This is a genomic window from Sulfitobacter sp. M368 (assembly GCF_025141875.1).
Lineage (GTDB): Bacteria > Pseudomonadota > Alphaproteobacteria > Rhodobacterales > Rhodobacteraceae > Sulfitobacter > Sulfitobacter mediterraneus_A.
In genome coordinates this window covers 488,005-503,669 of record NZ_CP081113.1, presented here as the reverse complement: position 1 = coordinate 503,669, position 15,665 = coordinate 488,005, and the positions used below count along the sequence as shown (strand labels likewise).

The window sequence follows — 15,665 nt, the reverse complement described above, 5'->3', positions numbered from 1 at the left end:
GCGTGCGTTGGCGTCTGTACGCCGCCATTTACGCCGATTTCGGATTCGCACAATATGGAAAATGCACCGCCATGCATTTTTTGCCGCAATGTCAAAACTGTGTCGCAAAAGCCGCAGCAAGGCTGTTCGATGCTAGCCGTCTTCCCAATCGCTTCCGATAGCCTCCCGGTCACGCTTCTTCTCTTCGGCGATCATCTCTTTGACGTCCTGCTCTTCCTGCGCATCCGCCTGTTCTGGCAGGGTGTCCGGCAGGGCATCTCCAGTCAGTGCCAGAACAAACCACATCGGGAAATGATCCGATCCGATTTTGCCAAGCCGCGCCATGTCGATCAGCCTGAACCGCGCATCATGAAACAGATGGTCCAGCGGCCAGCGCATCCAGGGCATCGTCGCACTAAATGTGTTGTAGAACCCGCGCCCGACCCTTGGGTCCAAAAGCCCTGAAAGACGTTGAAACCGCCGCGTGGTGGTGGACCATGCCACATCGTTCAAATCTCCGGTCACGACGGCAGGCAGCAAATCCTCGGCCGCCTCCAGCCCGATCAAAGCAATCTCGCTGTCGCGGCCCTTGGTGTCATGAGAGATGATGGGCGGCTCCGGGTGTACGACATAAAGTCGGATCTGTTGCCCGTCCCGCAAGGTCACTTTGGTACGGATGGACGGCACCCCTTCGGTCACCAACTCGCGCACTTCTGTTTCATCCAGTGGCAGCCGCGACATCAGACATAGGCCGTAACTGTTGGCCCGTGGCACCTCGACCCAATGCGGGAACATCCCGCCAAGTGGCCCGCGCAGTGCGGCGATCCACTCCGCATCCACTTCAATGGCCATCAGAACATCTGGCGTTTTTTGCTGTACCAGTGAAATCAGCCTATCATAGGCGCGGTTGGACTGTTTGACATTGGCGGCGAGCAGGCTGATCTGGCGGCCCTTGTCCGCGAGATGCGCCGATGATGCATCAACAGACTGCTTCTTCCAGATCGGGGTAAATTTCGCGATATAGACCAGCTGCACCAGAGCCACCCCCAGCAAAAGCGCCACCCCTACACTGGCAGCAGGCGCCGGCTGAAAGAATATCATGAACGGCAGCAGGACGACCGCCAGCACAAAAAATTGCTCACGCGGGAACGCCAACCCTCGGATGGTGCCAAAAGGGATCTTGCTGAGCGGCAGCAAGCTCGCGATCACCAAGAACCCCGTCAAACCCCAAAGCACGATTGCGCTGATCATCTTGTCCCTTTCCGCCAGAAGCGGCTGTCACTGCATCACAAACGAAAAAGGGTGCAGGGCCAATGCCCCACACCCTTTATCCAAACACGCAGCGGCCCAATTGGTTCCGCTGGAGCAGCACCGCGATCACGCCTTGGCGTCATCCTCATCATCATCCGCGCCACCTTCGGGCAGGGAAAAGAAGCTGTCGGCATCGGAATAGTCACCTTTGCTCGCATCATCTTCATCCTCGTCATCAACATCGCTGCCAGACAGGGTAAAGGTTTCAAGCCCTTCGATGGCTGTCGGGATCTTCGGCTCTGTATCCATGCCGAGGCTCTGCTCTGTGCTCACCAGCTTGCGGCGCTCGTCATCGCTCATCACTTCGCCATCCGCAGCCTTTTTCGCCGCCGCTTTCTGCACAGCCGCGTCCAGTTCGGACTGCTTGCACAGACCCAAGGCCACAGGGTCGATCGGCTGAATGTTGGAAATGTTCCAATGCGTCCGCTCGCGAATCGCCTGAATGGTCGGCTTGGTGGTACCCACCAGTTTACTGATCTGGCCATCGCTCAGTTCAGGGTGGAATTTGACCAACCACAGGATCGACGCCGGACGGTCCTGACGTTTCGACAGCGGCGTATAACGCGGCCCGCGGCGCTTTTCTTCACCCTGCGCTGCTGCGTTGAATTTCAACGACAGTTTGTGCAGCGGATTGGCCTGCGCCTCGTCAATCTCTTCCTGGGTCAACTGGTTGTTGGCAATGGGATCAAACCCCTTGACTCCCTGCGCCACATCGCCATCCGCGATGCCTTGCACTTCCAGTTCGTGCATACCGACAAAATCAGCAATCTGTTTGAAGCTGATTGTTGTGTTGTCCACCAGCCAAACTGCGGTGGCTTTGGCCATAATCGGTTTTGCCATTGTGATCTCTCCTAAAGTCGCAACTTTCCCGTCGCCTGAAAAGGCTGTCTCGGCGGGCCGAAACGGTCTCCATTGTCGGGGAACTTGCACGCCTTATACTGAGCCATAGCAAATAAGGAAAGACCCAATGCACAAGCTGCTTTTGCCGCTTTCGATCTGGCTGATCACAGCCGCCCTGCCCGCCAGCAGCGAAACAGGCAAGGCCGGGGCGTTTGACTATTACGTCCTCGCGCTCAGCTGGTCACCCAACTGGTGTGTCCGGACAGGCAATGCCCGCAACTCACCCCAATGCGTCCGAAACAGCGGCCACGGCTGGATCCTGCATGGCCTCTGGCCGCAATATCACCGCGGCTATCCATCGTTCTGCCGCAGCGCAAAGAAACCGCCCTCACGGGGAATGACTGCACAAATGGCCGATATCATGGGCACCAGCGGCCTGGCCTGGCATCAATGGAAGAAACACGGGGTCTGCACAGGACTTTCGGCGAAGGACTACTACAACCTATCGCGCCGCGCCTATGGGCAAGTTAAACGGCCAGCCGTGTTCCGCAAATTGACCCGCACGGTCAAGCTGCCCGCATCGGTGGTTGAAGAAGCCTTCCTCAAGGCCAACCCCGACATGGAACCCGACGGGGTCACCGTGACCTGCAAAGGCGCCCAAATCCAGGAGGTCCGCATTTGTCTGTCCCGCAGCCTTGCGCCGGTGCCATGCGGCCAGGACGTCGTGCGTGACTGCAAAAAGAAAGACGCTCTTTTCGCACCTCTGCAATGAACACTGACGCCCCGCCCGCCGCTTTTTGCGGAACGCTCCGCGGGGAGTATTTATTTGCCAAAAAGGCGTAAGAAACTCTTAACCTTAATGTGGTCAATTCCCGATGCGGTACAGGCGGGAGCGCCGATGACCGCGCCGGAAAGGAAGCGTTGCTTTCGTCCGAAGGGAGGAAAGGACATGAGCCATTCCTCCCTTTTTGGCTCTTAAATATTCCCGCCGGAGGCACGATTTGCGCCTGCGCAAATCCAAACATCGTGCCGCGCGCAGCGCGACCTTTTCTTAACCACCGACGCTGAGCACGATCTTGCCAATATGGCCGCTTGTTTCCATCCGCGCATGGGCCTCTGACGCTTGATCCAGCGGATAGCAACTGTCCATCACAGGTGCGACCTGCCCGCTTTCCAACAGTGGCCAGACCTCACTGCGCAAATCTTGCGCAATCCGCGCCTTGGCCAAATCACTTTGCGGGCGCAGGGTTGATCCTGTCATCGTCAACCGCCGGGTCATCAGCGCGGCGAAATTCACCTCTGCCTTGGGCCCTTGCAAGAATGCGATCTGCACCAAACGTCCATCCTCGGCCAAAGCCTTGAGATTGCGCGGAATGTAATCGCCGCCGACCATATCAAGGATCAGATCGGCGCCACCCTCGGCCTGCATCACATCCACAAAATCCATATCACGATAGTTGATCGCGGCCTCCGCCCCCAGCCCGGCGCAGGCGGCGCATTTGGCATCCGTACCAGCAGTCGCAAAGACCCGCGCACCTTTCACATGCGCCAGCTGGATCGCGGTTGTTCCAATCCCGGATGATCCACCATGCACCAAAAACCGTTCACCTGCCTTCAGCCCGCCGCGCATAAACACGTTGGACCAGACCGTGAAAAACGTCTCGGGCAAGCAAGCCGCCTCTTTCATCCCCATGCCCTTTGGCACGGGCAGACAATGCGCCGCCGGGGTCGCCACAAATTCCGCATAACCGCCCCCCGGCAGCAGCGCACAGACCTGATCACCAATGCGCAGATCAGACACCCCTGCACCCAGCGCAACCACCTCGCCTGACGCTTCAAGCCCTGGCAAATCGCTGGCTGTTGGGGGCGGCGCATACATGCCTGCCCGTTGCAGCGCATCTGGCCGGTTCACACCGGCAAAAGCCACTTTCAGCACCACCTGACCGGGGCCTGCCTGCGGCATTGGTCGCTGCGTGGGTTGCAAAACATCCGGGCCGCCGGGTTGGGTAATCTCAATCGCGCGCATTGTGTCGGGCATCAGCTATCCTTTGGGTCTTGGTTCGCGGTCAACATAATGCGCAAACAGGTGATGCACACCCCGATTGTCACGCTTGGCCTTTCGCGCGGCAATTTGATAGGAACACCAGCGAAAGACACAGGCAGCGCAATGACAGACAATCAGCAACGTTTTCGCTGGCATCCCGATGCGCAGCTCTTTGCCGGGGCTTTGCCTGTCCCCCGCATTGATGTGCGCCCCGCATCCCGGTTTTGCGCCATTGACGCCATAACCACCGCCGATGCCCTCACCGCCCTTGGCGCGGCATTGCAAAGCGGTTCGGGCTTTTGTCTTTACGAGGGCATTGATCCTTCCGGGCTGAGCTCGGAGCCGGATCAGTTCATCACGCTTTCAGGCGGCTCGTCCGGCCAGCCAAAGGGCATTCTGCGCCGGCAATCCAGCTGGATCGACAGTTTCGACACGAACGCCCGGCTTTTTGGGTATACCGCACAGGACCGGATCGCGGTTTTGGGCCGGTTGAGCCATTCCCTGGCCCTTTATGGTGTTTTGGAATCCTTGCATCTTGGCCTTGACGCATTTGCCCTCGATGCCGTGCCATATCGCAAGCAGGCCGCCATTCTGGCCGCTCGGGACATCAGCATTCTCTACGCCACCCCAACTCAATTACGCCTGCTGGCGCTTGGCACCGCGACCGAAGGGTTGCCCCATCTCCGGTTGATCCTATGTGGAGGTGGCGCGTTGGATGACAGCACCGCGCAAAGCATTCAAAGCCTCTGTCCCAACGCCGAGATCCGGGTGTTCTATGGCGCGGCCGAAACCAGTTTTATTACACTGTCCGGACCGGACACGCCGCATGGGTCCGTTGGCCAGGCCTATCCCGAAGTGACAATTCAAATCCGTGATCCCGATGGACAAAAAACCACGCAAATTGGCGAGGTCTGTGTGCGCAGCCCTTACCTATTTGATCGCTACGCCTTGGGCCATGCCAATGACACACGGCTTCATAGCGGGTTCCTCAGCGTTGGTGAAATGGGCCGCCTCGATGACGATGGCAACCTGTTCTTGCTGGGGCGCAAGACGCGCATGGTTCAGATCGCGGATCAAACGGTTTTCCCCGAAGAAATCGAGGCGCATGTCTGCGCATCGACCGCCGTTGCCGCCTGTGCCATCTTGCCCCGACCCGACCCCGTGCGCGGCCAACGCTTGAGCGCAGTGATTGAAGGTCCGGCCGATCCTGACCTGGCCGCCCAGGTGCAACAGATTTGCCGTGACCGCTTTGGTCCGCTCATTGCCCCAAAACAGATCTTGTTTCACCCCGCTTTGCCCTTGTTGGCGTCAGGCAAAATTGATTTGCCACAACTCGCAAAATGGGTGGAGGGTCAGACATGACCAGCTTTATCGCCAGCGCTTGCCGCAGCCCTGTTGCCCCGCGCGGCGGCGGTTTGTCCGCAATGGCGTTGCATGAACTCGCAGCGCCCGTGATCCGCGCCGCACTGCGCGGCGCTGGCCTGAGCCCACAGGACGTGGACGAGGTGATCTTGAGCAATGCTCTGGGCGGCGGCGGCAACCCTGCCCGCATCGCCGCGCTGGCGGCGGGTCTACCGGAACATGTCGCAGGACTGAGCACGGACCGACAATGTGCAGGCGGGCTCGACGCCATTTTATTGGCCGCGATGATGGTGCAAAGCGGCCATGCCGATGTGGTGGTTGCTGGTGGTGCAGAAAGCTATTCCCGTCGCCCCCTGCGGCTGCGGACCTTTGCGGATGGCCGTGCACCGGAGCCTTATGATCAGGCGCCCTTCACCCCTTGGCCGGACCGCGACCCTGAAATGGCCCTTGCGGCGGCAGAACTGGCCAGATCGCAGGGCATAAGCAGGATGGCCCAAGACGATTGGGCCGTCGCCAGCCACGCCAAAGCCTTGGCGCAATCAGCGGGATCGTCCGAAATCCTTCCCCTTGCCGGCCTGCAAACAGACAGCTTTGCCCGTGCTCTAAGCCCTGGGTTGTGCAAGCGGGCCAAGGTAATCTCGGGCGACATCACAGCGGCCAATGCGGCGGTGGCGGCCGATGGCGCGGCATTCTGCGTGGTGGTTTCGCCAAGGGTTGCAGCGCGGCTAACCTCGCCGCTTGTGCGCGTGATTGGCGGGGCCACACGCGGCGGAACGCCAGAATGCCCCGGCGTTGCGCCCGTCGTTGCGATTCAGTCATCACTGGCCCGCCACGGTCTCAGCGCCGCGGATATCGGCACCGCCGAGATTATGGAGGCCTATGCCGTACAGGCCATCGCTTGCGTGCAAGGGGCGAAACTGGATCCAGCGGTTGTCAACCGTGGCGGCGGCGCCCTGGCGCGAGGGCATCCCATTGGCGCATCAGGTGCGATCAACGCAGTGCGTCTTTACCACGAGTTGATCCGGTCCGGTGGCGGCACCGGCCTTGCCGCAATTGCGGCGGCCGGTGGCCTTGGTACGGCGCTGCTGTTAGGAGCGTGAGAGCAGGCTTGCAGGACGCGCCTTGGCCAGACCTGCGGTGATGAACCCCGCCAGCACGGCCTTGATCAGATCACCCGGCACAAAGGCCAGCACCAGACCGGAGGCTTCAAGCAGGTCTTTTTTCAGCGCCACCATCAGGCCGCCAATGCCAAAGGCATAAAGCACGACAACACCGCCCAGGATCGACGCCACGCCAGCCGCCCAACCAATCGGCAAAGCGCGGAACTGTTGCATAGCCAGACCCGTGACAAAGGCTGCGATTGGAAACCCGATGACAAAACCTGCGGTGGGGCTTGCAAAGACACCCAGACCGCCCCGGCCGCCCGCCAAAAGCGGCAGACCCAGCGCGACCAGCCCAATGAACAGGAGCGCCGCCAAACCGCCACGCTTGGCGCCCAAAACCGTACCACATAGCATGACACCCATGCTTTGCGCCGTGATCGGCACACCAAAGGCAAGGTCGAATTTCGGGATCAACCCCAGTGCCGCAATCAGAGCGGCAAAAAGGGCGATAAGCGTGAGGGAACGTTCCATATCAATCCTGTTATTTGCGTTTTGGTGCATGTTGGGCGCAGCGGTAGGGTGCAGGCCTGGTAAGGTCAACCGCTATTGCGTCACAGCCCGCCCCGCGCCCGCAAGGCTTCGGCGACATGTTCGGCATCGTCAATGGCTAGAATCGCAAAGGGCGTGATCACCCGCCAGCCCAAACGCCGGGCGGCGCGGGCCTTCCAAGCCAGCGCGAGTGTCTGCCCCTTCTGCGCCAACACCGGCGTGAATCGGACCACCAAGGCAATGGCAAGTTCGATACTCCGGGTTTGCACGCCAAAGCGGCGCAGTGGTGCAGAGAGCCAGCGCACAACCTCAATCATATCGCTGAGCTTGGTGGTCATTGTGACAAGATTTGCCAGACCAACAGCAGTGATCATCCGCACCACGATCACAGCGCCGTTGGCAAAGTCATTTGTGAAATAATGCCAAAGCAAGATGATCACGGCAAACGGCCATAGCACCCGCAGCCGCCTCATACCGCCTTGGAAAAACGACCACCCCGGCAGCGCGTACATGCACAGCGCAGCGGCGAGAAACCCAAGATGCCAAACCAGTCCTTCAACCGCGAAAAGCATCACTGTCGCCAAACAAAGCCCCGCGAGCTTGGCCCCAGCGGGCCAGCCGTGCGCCCGTGTTTCAACCGGTGAGGTCAGAGAGATCATCGCCCGCTCCGATCTGGGTCATACGGTCTTGAAAGGCGGGCAAAACCTGCGCAGCTGCGCCAATCAATTCGGTTTTTCCTTGATCAACCCAAAGCACCTCGTCGTATCCAACCAGCACAGCAGGATCATGGGTGATGTGAACCAGCGTCAGATCAATGGCCTTCAAAGTGCGCTGTAAATGCAATGTCGTCGGGATATCCAGCCCCGCAAAAGGCTCATCCAGGATGATCACCTTTGGGCGCATCGCCAGAACCGACATCAGGCACACAAGCTGCCTTTGCCCTTGTGACAACTGATGGATCGCCGCCTTGGCCCAATGGCTCTTTCCAAATTCGGCAAGGGTCTGGGCCACTGCTCGCGCGGCTTCGCTTTTCGGATGGCCTTGTTGCAGCAGGCCAAAGGCAAGCTCTTCTTCGACCGTGGGAAAGATGATCTGATGGTCGGGATTCTGGAACAAAATTCCGATCACGCCCAGCGCCGCTTTGCGATCCTTGGCCACATCGATGCCTGCAATACGGACCTGACCGGCGTCCGGCGCGATCAATCCCGCCATGATCCGCGCCAAGGTGGTCTTACCCGATCCATTGCGCCCAACCACACCGATCCTGCGGGCATTGCTGCGCAGATCAATGTCCGACAACACCGGCTTGCCCTCCGGGGCAAAGCCGATGGCCTGCATATCTATCAGATGCGCATTGGGGTCAGTCATAGGGATCTAGGGCCGGCTGTTCACTGGCGCACTGCCTAACAGGTCGCGGCCTGAAGTAAAGTGGGCCGCACACCCTGGGCCAAGCCCCTAGTCGCGCGGGGCCGTCCATGAGCCAGGCAAATTCCCTTTGGGAAATCTTGTAGGCGCTTTGATCTGTCCCAGAACCCAGTTTGGACCAGCCAACAATTTGCTCAGCGTCGGGCTTTGACGCACCTGCGCTTTGACCTTTTCGATTTGCATTACGTTGTCGATGCGGCGGTCTAGGAAATCCCAGGTGGCCTGATTTCCTTCGCTGGTGTCACCGAGCCAGAACAGCAAGGTAGAGGAATATACCCCCGAGAGCGTAGCGCGCTTTGTGTACCAGTTCACATCTTCGGAGGTATCGCCCAGCGCGGTCCAAATCGCATCACATGTCCCCCAGACCAGTTTGGCCCCTTCGGGCGCATGATGCGGCAGCGCAAACAGCGTGGTGCCACGGCGCACGACCTCTTTGTCGGTGGCCACCTCCAAACGCAGCCGCACTGCCCGTGCAATCCGGTCACGAAACCGCAGCGCGTCCAGATCTTCTTCCTTGAGCTGCGCCAACATCACCGCATCGCCGCGATGATGATAGGCCACTGCCAGATCAACCGCGCCGCGTGGACAGATCGCCCGCGCCACAGTCGGATCAACACCGCTGTCTTTCACGGCGGCGGCAAATGTTGCCTCTGACCAGCCGTCAAAAGGCACATGATCAAGGGCTGCGTTTAACAATTGGGTCTTTGGCTCTGGCTGCGGATCGGTCATCGCGGGCTCCTTTTTGTGCAGGGATGAAAGACTCGACAAACCCAAATGGGCTTGCTATAGGCCGGTTTCCTGCAAATCATTGCAACTTTATCCTAGAAAGGTGGTGACAACCACATGCAGGTTAGTGTTCGCGACAACAATGTCGATCAGGCCCTCCGGGCTCTGAAGAAAAAGCTCCAGCGCGAAGGCGTTTTCCGTGAAATGAAGCTCAAGCAACATTTCGAGAAGCCGTCCGAGAAAAAAGCGCGCGAGAAAGCTGAAGCGATCCGTCGTGCCCGTAAACTGGCACGCAAAAAAGCACAACGCGAAGGGATGATGTAAATCATCCTCAGCATTGGCTGAGAATTAGAACCCCCGCACCATCGTGGTTGCGGGGGTTTTTCTTTGGCTGTGTCGGACATTCGCCGGGTCAATCAGGCCTGTTGATCGTCAACTCGTACCGAAATGTATCGCCGTCGAAATGCCGCGTGCCCACGCCATGCAACTGCCGCGGCAAGATCGTGGTCAATAGCATCGTGCCATAGCCGGTTTGCTCTGGACCATCCGATCCGCTGACCCCGGTCTCCTGCCAAGTGAGGGTGACTGTATCCTGGCTGTCAACCGCCCAAGAAATGTCCAACTTTCCATCGGGATTGCGGATTGCGCCGTATTTCAGCGAATTGGTGCTCAATTCATGCACTGCCATCGAAACCGCCTGCGCCTCAACCGGCGAGAGCGGCACGTCCGGCCCGGATTTGACAATCCGGTCATGCGCCGAAGCAGCATAAACCTTAAGCTGTTCATCGATCACCGATTGCAGACCGTCCCGCTGTTCACTGCCGGGCATCAGTTGTTTCTGGATGGTAAAGAACGATTCAAGCCTGCTGTTGAAGCGGTCCATAAAGTCGGGCACATCCGCTGCACTGCGGGCCACCTGCCGCCCGATCGCGCCCACCACGGCAAAGAAATTGCCGATGCGGTGCTGCATTTCGCCCAGCATAGCGTCCTTGAGTTCGCGCAGGTGCACCTGCTCGGTGACATTCTCGCTATATTGGACAAGGTATTTGATGGACCCATCCGCCCCCGGCACAGGTGCATGAGATGCCGTCCACCAGTGTTCGACCAGCTTTCCATCTCTTGCAATCGTGAAAGGAATTTCCTTGAAGACTGGTCGCTCCCCTTCAAACACCTTTTGAAAAATCTCGACCATGGCTTCAACGCGATCCGGTTCTTCCGGGAAGACGTCAAAAACATATCGTCCGATCAAATCCCCCTTAGCCTTTGACACCATCGTGAGATAGGCATCATTGGCCGTGACAAAATGCAACTGCCGGTCCAACACCATCATTGGAACGGGCGCATCCATTAAAATCGCTTCGAAGTTCAGGGGCATTCGCACTGTCCTTGTTACCCGGAGCGGACAATCGGCTTGGCGCATGACATGTTCAGCGGGTCAGCAAGATACGTCCAAAGACGTGTTTACCCACCACCGATTTGCTTGGCTACAAAAATAAGCGATTGCGCGGGCCACTTTGGGTCCTGAACCCAAGGTCACGCTCTCAAACAGGCAAAGCCGTGGTTTTGCACACGGTTCGCAAGGCAAAGCTGGATTGCATTTGCCCGACACCGGGCAGACGGGCCAGATATTGCCTATGGATGCGGGCAAAATCCTCGGTATTCTCGGCAACGACCTTGAGCAGGTAATCCGCCGACCCCGCCATCAGATGACATTCCAAAACATCAGGGATACGGGCTACGGATTTCTCAAAAGCATCCAGAATCTCGTCCGCCTGACCGCGCAGGGTAATTTCCACAAAGACGGTAGTCGGCACGCCCAGTTTACGCGGGTCCAGTAACGCGACATAATCACGGATATATCCCTCTTTCTCCATCCGCTGCACCCGGCGATGGCAGGCAGAGGGAGACAGATGCACATCTTCGGATAGCTCCGCATTCGACATTCTGCCGTTGCGCTGAAGCGCCTTCAGGATACGTCGATCAATCTCATCAAGGCTCATTTGCGCAAAACTTTCGCGTGGCTGTGGCATGTTGCGCAATACTATCCCAACAAGCATCGCTCTGACCACGGTTATTCGTGCCTCTTTGCACAGCGGATCGCCTAAAAATCAGGCAATCTACAAACAAAAGGTCATCACCATGAAAATCGGCTGCCCAACAGAGATCAAACCCCAGGAATTCCGCGTCGGCCTGACGCCAAGCGCGGCCCTGGAAGCCGTGAACAACGGCCACGACGTGATCGTGCAATCCAGCGCAGGCATCGGCGCCGGCTTTGACGATGCCGCTTATGAGGCCGCAGGCGCCAAAATCATCGCCACAGCGGAAGAGGTTTTTGCCCAGGCGGACATGATCGTTAAGGTCAAGGAACCGCAGGCCGCAGAGCGCAAGATGCTGCGCGAAGGCCAGCTGCTGTTTACCTATCTGCACCTCGCCCCCGATCCAGAGCAAACCAAAGATCTGCTGGCCTCCGGCTGCACGGCCATCGCTTATGAGACCGTGACTGACCGTAATGGCGGCCTGCCCCTGCTGGCCCCGATGTCAGAGGTTGCCGGGCGCCTTGCTCCACAGGTGGGCGCATGGACACTTCAAAAGGCCAATGGCGGTCGTGGGGTCTTGATGGGCGGCGTGCCCGGTGTTGGCCCGGCGCGGGTCATGGTCATCGGCGGCGGTGTCGTCGGCACCCACGCGGCCCGCATTGCGGCTGGCATGGGCGCCGATGTGACCGTCCTTGACCGGTCCCTGCCACGGCTGCGCTATCTTGATGATGTCTATGGCGGTACCTTCAAGACCTCCTATGCCTCGGCGCAGAACACAATCGAACTGGCCCGCGAGGCCGATATGATCATCGGTGCGGTGCTGATCCCCGGCGCAGCCGCGCCCAAGCTGATCAGCCGCGCACAATTGTCCGAGCTCAAGCCCGGTGCGGCGCTTGTTGATGTTGCCATTGACCAAGGTGGTTGTTTTGAAACCTCGAAAGCCACAACGCACCAAGATCCCGTCTACGACGTTGACGGCATCATGCACTACTGCGTGGCCAACATGCCCGGCGCGGTGGCGCGTACATCGACCATTGCCCTTGGCAATGCCACGATGCCTTTCATGCTGAACCTTGCCAACAAGGGCTGGCGTCAGGCCTGCAAAGATGATCCGCATCTCAAGGCAGGCCTGAACGTACACGCCGGCCAGTTGACCTATGCCGCCGTGGGTGAGGCGCTTGGCATGGATTTCATCACCGCCGATCAAGCCATCGCTGGCTGACTACTGCGCTGCGCCCTCGAACAGGGGGCGCAGCGCTGCAAATTCACGAGCAGCAAAATCGGTGAAAGCCGAGACTTTGGCGGTTTTCGCCAAATCCGGATGCGCCAGTACCCACAGCGGGCGATAGGGCAGCAAAGGCACATTTGGCAAACGCTCCATTAACGGATCGGGATCGCCCAGAAAACACGGCATCCGGGTCGCTCCGATATTCTCACGCACGGCCGCAATCGCCGCGTACATATCATCCACCGTCATCCGCACGCGCCGGTTCGGCCAGTTCTGCTTGATCACCTCGGGCGGTCCGGGCCAATGGGCAAATCGCACCCAATCCAGCGGCAACGCCGGATCATCGCGCAACCGCGCGGCCTGCTTTTTGCCGACATAAACGGTCGCATTCTGTTCCGTCACCCGGCGCCCCACGAGCGTATCGCCCGGCGTGTCAGAGATGCGAAAAGCCACGTCCGCCTCCATCCGCGACAGGTTCAATTCGCGGTTCGCCGCCACCACCTTGAGCTCAATCGCCGGATAGCGGTTCGCGAACTGGTGCAGGATCGGGGCCAGCGTCCGTTCAAACAGCAGTTGAGGCGCAGTGATGGTCAATGATCCGCTGAGCGCCTGATCCTTGGCCCCGATGCGGCGGCCCAGATCATGACTGGCCGCCTCCATCTGCTCGGCGCTGCGAGCGGCTTCTCTGCCCGCCTCGGTCGGGCGATAACCGCTGGCATGACGGTCAAACAGTCGCGTGCCCATCGCCGCCTCCGCCGCGGTGATCCGCCGTGCAACGGTCGCATGATTGACCCGAAGCGCCCGCGCCGCTCCGCTGATCCCGCCTTGGCGCACGGTCTCCAACACAAACCGCAGATCATTCCAATCAAGAGACATTCGGCCTTCCGATCATTACCGCACATCCATTCCGCAACCTTGCGCGGTTTTCGCACATTGTCGCAACACCTATTTTTCAACCATCAACAAAGGAGAGAGACCATGACCGCATATGCCGTTGTTACCCTGAACGTCACCGACCCTGACATGATGGCCCGCTACCGCGAGGCCGCTGGCCCCGCGATGGAAAAACATGGAGTGTCTGCCCTGCACGTCAGTCCTGCGCCCAAACAGATTGAGGGCGATGGACCTGTCCCACAAATCATCGTCCTGCTGACCTTCCCCAGCCGCGAAGCTGCCGAAGCCTGGAACACCGATCCTGAGATCGCCGATGTGCGTGCGATGCGCCAAAACGCGGGCGAGTCCAATATCTTTCTGCTGTAAAGTGCGCCAAAAAGAAAAGGCCCGCCAAACGGCGGGCCTGATCCAATCACGAGAACTCGCGCCTTTTACTTGGCTTTTGCCAGGGAATCCCGGATCTCAAGCAGCACGTCGAGTTCGGATGGGCCAGTCGGCACTTCTGGCGCAACCTCGTCGGGCTTCTCTGCCACCGCCTTGGCCTTGTTCACAGCTTTGACCAACATGAACACCACATAAGCAATGATCAGGAAATTGATCACGGCCATGATGAAGGAACCATAGGCAAAAACCGATGCTCCCGCCTCCCGCGCGGCCTCAAGCGATGCGCCTTCCGCAACCTCACCCGCCAGCACGGCATATTTATTGGTGAAATCCACACCGCCGGTAAACAAGCCGATGATCGGATTGATCAGATCACTGACCAAGGATTTCACGATCGCCGTAAAGGCGGCACCGATGATGATACCAACCGCCATGTCCATAACATTGCCCTTGGCAATGAAGTCTTTGAATTCTTGAAGCATTTTCCGTCCCTTTTTTTGACATGCGGCTTGATATTCGCACCAAACGGTTCGCCGCTGCACAATTGTTAACACAAACGCGCACAGACCAAACTCTGTATTTGCGGGGAAAAATCCCTACCTCTTACCCATACCAAAAAAGGAACCACACATGACCGATCTCTCCGCTTTCCCGATCACCAAGAAATGGCCTGCACAGAACCCAGATGTGCTGCAGCTGTATTCATTCCCAACCCCCAATGGCGTCAAAGTGTCCATCGCGCTTGAGGAAATGGGCATTCCCTACGAGGCACATCGTGTGACTTTGGCGGATGCAGATGTCAAAAGCCCTGAGTTCTTGTCCTTGAACCCCAACAACAAGATCCCTGCGATCATTGATCCCAACGGTCCGGATGGCACGCCGATTGGCCTGTTCGAATCCGGTGCGATCCTGATCTATCTGGCCGAGAAATCCGGCAAACTGCTGGGCAATAACGCGGCTGAGCGGGCACAGATCATTCAATGGGTGATGTTCCAGATGGGCGGCCTTGGCCCCATGCTTGGACAGCTTGGGTTCTTCTACAAATTTGCCGGTTCCGAATGGGAAGACAAACGCCCGATGGAGCGCTACCTGAACGAGGGCAAGCGTCTTCTGAACGTGCTGAACCTTGAACTGGCAGGCAAGGAATGGATTGCAGGCTCGGAATTTTCAATCGCCGATATCGCCATCGCACCATGGTTGCGGGCGCTGGATTTCTACGGCGCGAAAGAGGCCATCGGCTGGGAAGAACACGGCAATCTGGTCGACTACCTCAAACGGTTTGAGGCGCGTCCGGCGGTGCAAAAAGGGCTGGTCACACCGCCGCGCGACTGATCCTAGCCGGGCAAATTGCCCGACAAAACATAGCGCAGGATCTGGACAACCTGTTCCGGTTCCTGCGCGACGGCCAGCGCCGCAGCGTCGACTTCCTTTAACGCATGTGCGTGATCAGGCCCGTGCAGGATGATCAAGGACTTGCCCAAAGCCGCAGCGTAGCCTGCATCAAAAGCTGCGTTCCACTGTTTGTACTGATCGCCAAAGCGCACCACGACAACATCCGCATCCGCAATCCCCTTGCGGGTGCGGATCGCGTTCAACTGGGCGCCTTTGCGGTCGTGCCAGAACTTGTCCGCCTCCGCCCCGAGGATCGCAACGCCGCAATCATCGCTGGCGGCGTGATCGGTGACAGGGCTGTCAAATCTGACATCCAATCCCTCAGCCCCATTGATGATCCGCTCGCGCCAATCGGTGTGAATTTCGCCCGATAGATAAACCTTAAGCATCCA

The 15,665-nt window shown here is 58.7% G+C and carries 19 protein-coding genes; 7 read left to right on the top strand and 12 right to left on the bottom strand.

The annotated features are described in order from the left end of the window. Positions 1-132 precede the first annotated feature (132 nt). Both K3754_RS02480 and K3754_RS02475 read right to left on the bottom strand, forming a co-directional pair. Positions 133-1,230 (bottom strand): endonuclease/exonuclease/phosphatase family protein, encoded by a 1,098-nt coding sequence (locus K3754_RS02480; protein WP_259940678.1) that lies wholly within the window; start codon positions 1,228-1,230, stop codon positions 133-135. Between the two features lie 126 nt (positions 1,231-1,356). After that, positions 1,357-2,130, bottom strand: coding sequence for a DUF1013 domain-containing protein (locus K3754_RS02475; protein WP_259940675.1), 774 nt, complete (start codon positions 2,128-2,130; stop codon positions 1,357-1,359). A gap of 127 nt (positions 2,131-2,257) precedes the next feature. On the opposite strand from K3754_RS02475, the gene K3754_RS02470 reads away from it, so the two are divergent. Further along, positions 2,258-2,902: a ribonuclease T2 gene (locus K3754_RS02470; protein WP_259940671.1), complete on the top strand. Its 645-nt coding sequence runs from the start codon at positions 2,258-2,260 to the stop codon at positions 2,900-2,902. A 279-nt stretch (positions 2,903-3,181) separates the two neighbouring features. Here the strand turns inward: K3754_RS02470 and K3754_RS02465 are convergent, their stop codons facing one another. Beyond that, entirely contained in the window at positions 3,182-4,168 is a 987-nt protein-coding gene (locus K3754_RS02465) for an NAD(P)H-quinone oxidoreductase (protein WP_259940669.1), read from the bottom strand. A 129-nt stretch (positions 4,169-4,297) separates the two neighbouring features. Between K3754_RS02465 and K3754_RS02460 the strand changes: the two genes are divergently transcribed. Continuing rightward, on the top strand, positions 4,298-5,536 hold the full coding sequence (locus K3754_RS02460) for an AMP-binding protein (protein WP_259940667.1): 1,239 nt from the start codon (positions 4,298-4,300) through the stop codon (positions 5,534-5,536). After that, positions 5,533-6,636 (top strand): thiolase family protein, encoded by a 1,104-nt coding sequence (locus K3754_RS02455; RefSeq protein ID WP_259940665.1) that lies wholly within the window; start codon positions 5,533-5,535, stop codon positions 6,634-6,636. The genes K3754_RS02460 and K3754_RS02455 overlap by 4 nt, the downstream gene beginning before the upstream one ends. Here the strand turns inward: K3754_RS02455 and K3754_RS02450 are convergent. The 4 genes from K3754_RS02450 to K3754_RS02435 all read right to left on the bottom strand — a co-directional run bounded on the left by K3754_RS02450 (position 6,625) and on the right by K3754_RS02435 (position 9,342). After that, positions 6,625-7,170, bottom strand: coding sequence for a biotin transporter BioY (locus K3754_RS02450; RefSeq protein ID WP_203209200.1), 546 nt, complete (start codon positions 7,168-7,170; stop codon positions 6,625-6,627). The genes K3754_RS02455 and K3754_RS02450 overlap by 12 nt on opposite strands. An 80-nt stretch (positions 7,171-7,250) precedes the next feature. After that, complete coding sequence (locus K3754_RS02445; RefSeq protein WP_259940663.1) at positions 7,251-7,847, bottom strand: energy-coupling factor transporter transmembrane protein EcfT; 597 nt, start codon at positions 7,845-7,847, stop codon at positions 7,251-7,253. Further along, complete coding sequence (locus tag K3754_RS02440) at positions 7,822-8,556, bottom strand: energy-coupling factor ABC transporter ATP-binding protein (protein ID WP_259940660.1); 735 nt, start codon at positions 8,554-8,556, stop codon at positions 7,822-7,824. Before K3754_RS02440 ends, K3754_RS02445 begins: the two co-directional genes overlap by 26 nt. Before the next feature lie 87 nt (positions 8,557-8,643). Further along, positions 8,644-9,342, bottom strand: a complete 699-nt coding sequence (locus tag K3754_RS02435; protein ID WP_259940658.1) for a COQ9 family protein — start codon at positions 9,340-9,342, stop codon at positions 8,644-8,646. Between the two features lie 114 nt (positions 9,343-9,456). On the opposite strand from K3754_RS02435, the gene rpsU reads away from it, so the two are divergent. Then, positions 9,457-9,663 carry a 30S ribosomal protein S21 gene (rpsU, locus tag K3754_RS02430; RefSeq protein ID WP_007118112.1) on the top strand — a complete coding sequence of 69 codons (207 nt, stop codon included), beginning with the start codon at positions 9,457-9,459 and terminating at the stop codon, positions 9,661-9,663. An 88-nt stretch (positions 9,664-9,751) separates the two neighbouring features. Here the strand turns inward: rpsU and K3754_RS02425 are convergent, their stop codons facing one another. After that, positions 9,752-10,714, bottom strand: a complete 963-nt coding sequence (locus tag K3754_RS02425) for an HWE histidine kinase domain-containing protein (protein WP_259940593.1) — start codon at positions 10,712-10,714, stop codon at positions 9,752-9,754. Positions 10,715-10,880: 166 nt separating this feature from the next. Continuing rightward, positions 10,881-11,339 carry an Lrp/AsnC family transcriptional regulator gene (locus K3754_RS02420; protein ID WP_025047050.1) on the bottom strand — a complete coding sequence of 153 codons (459 nt, stop codon included), beginning with the start codon at positions 11,337-11,339 and terminating at the stop codon, positions 10,881-10,883. Positions 11,340-11,478: 139 nt separating this feature from the next. Between K3754_RS02420 and ald the strand changes: the two genes are divergently transcribed. Then, positions 11,479-12,597, top strand: coding sequence for an alanine dehydrogenase (ald, locus tag K3754_RS02415; RefSeq protein WP_259943209.1), 1,119 nt, complete (start codon positions 11,479-11,481; stop codon positions 12,595-12,597). On the opposite strand, the gene K3754_RS02410 is transcribed toward ald, so the two are convergent. Then, entirely contained in the window at positions 12,598-13,479 is an 882-nt protein-coding gene (locus K3754_RS02410; protein WP_203209205.1) for a LysR family transcriptional regulator, read from the bottom strand. It abuts the gene before it with no gap. Positions 13,480-13,581: 102 nt separating this feature from the next. Here K3754_RS02410 and K3754_RS02405 point away from each other — a divergent pair, with 102 nt between their 5' ends. Next, positions 13,582-13,863 carry a DUF1330 domain-containing protein gene (locus tag K3754_RS02405; protein WP_259940589.1) on the top strand — a complete coding sequence of 94 codons (282 nt, stop codon included), beginning with the start codon at positions 13,582-13,584 and terminating at the stop codon, positions 13,861-13,863. Between the two features lie 65 nt (positions 13,864-13,928). Here K3754_RS02405 and mscL read toward each other — a convergent pair whose 3' ends face one another. After that, positions 13,929-14,363 (bottom strand): large conductance mechanosensitive channel protein MscL, encoded by a 435-nt coding sequence (gene mscL / locus K3754_RS02400; protein ID WP_203209207.1) that lies wholly within the window; start codon positions 14,361-14,363, stop codon positions 13,929-13,931. Positions 14,364-14,511: 148 nt separating this feature from the next. On the opposite strand from mscL, the gene K3754_RS02395 reads away from it, so the two are divergent. Further along, on the top strand, positions 14,512-15,213 hold the full coding sequence (locus K3754_RS02395; protein WP_203209208.1) for a glutathione S-transferase family protein: 702 nt from the start codon (positions 14,512-14,514) through the stop codon (positions 15,211-15,213). 2 nt (positions 15,214-15,215) lie between these two features. Here the strand turns inward: K3754_RS02395 and K3754_RS02390 are convergent, their stop codons facing one another. Beyond that, positions 15,216-15,662, bottom strand: coding sequence for a YtoQ family protein (locus tag K3754_RS02390; protein WP_259940584.1), 447 nt, complete (start codon positions 15,660-15,662; stop codon positions 15,216-15,218). Positions 15,663-15,665: the final 3 nt, after the last annotated feature.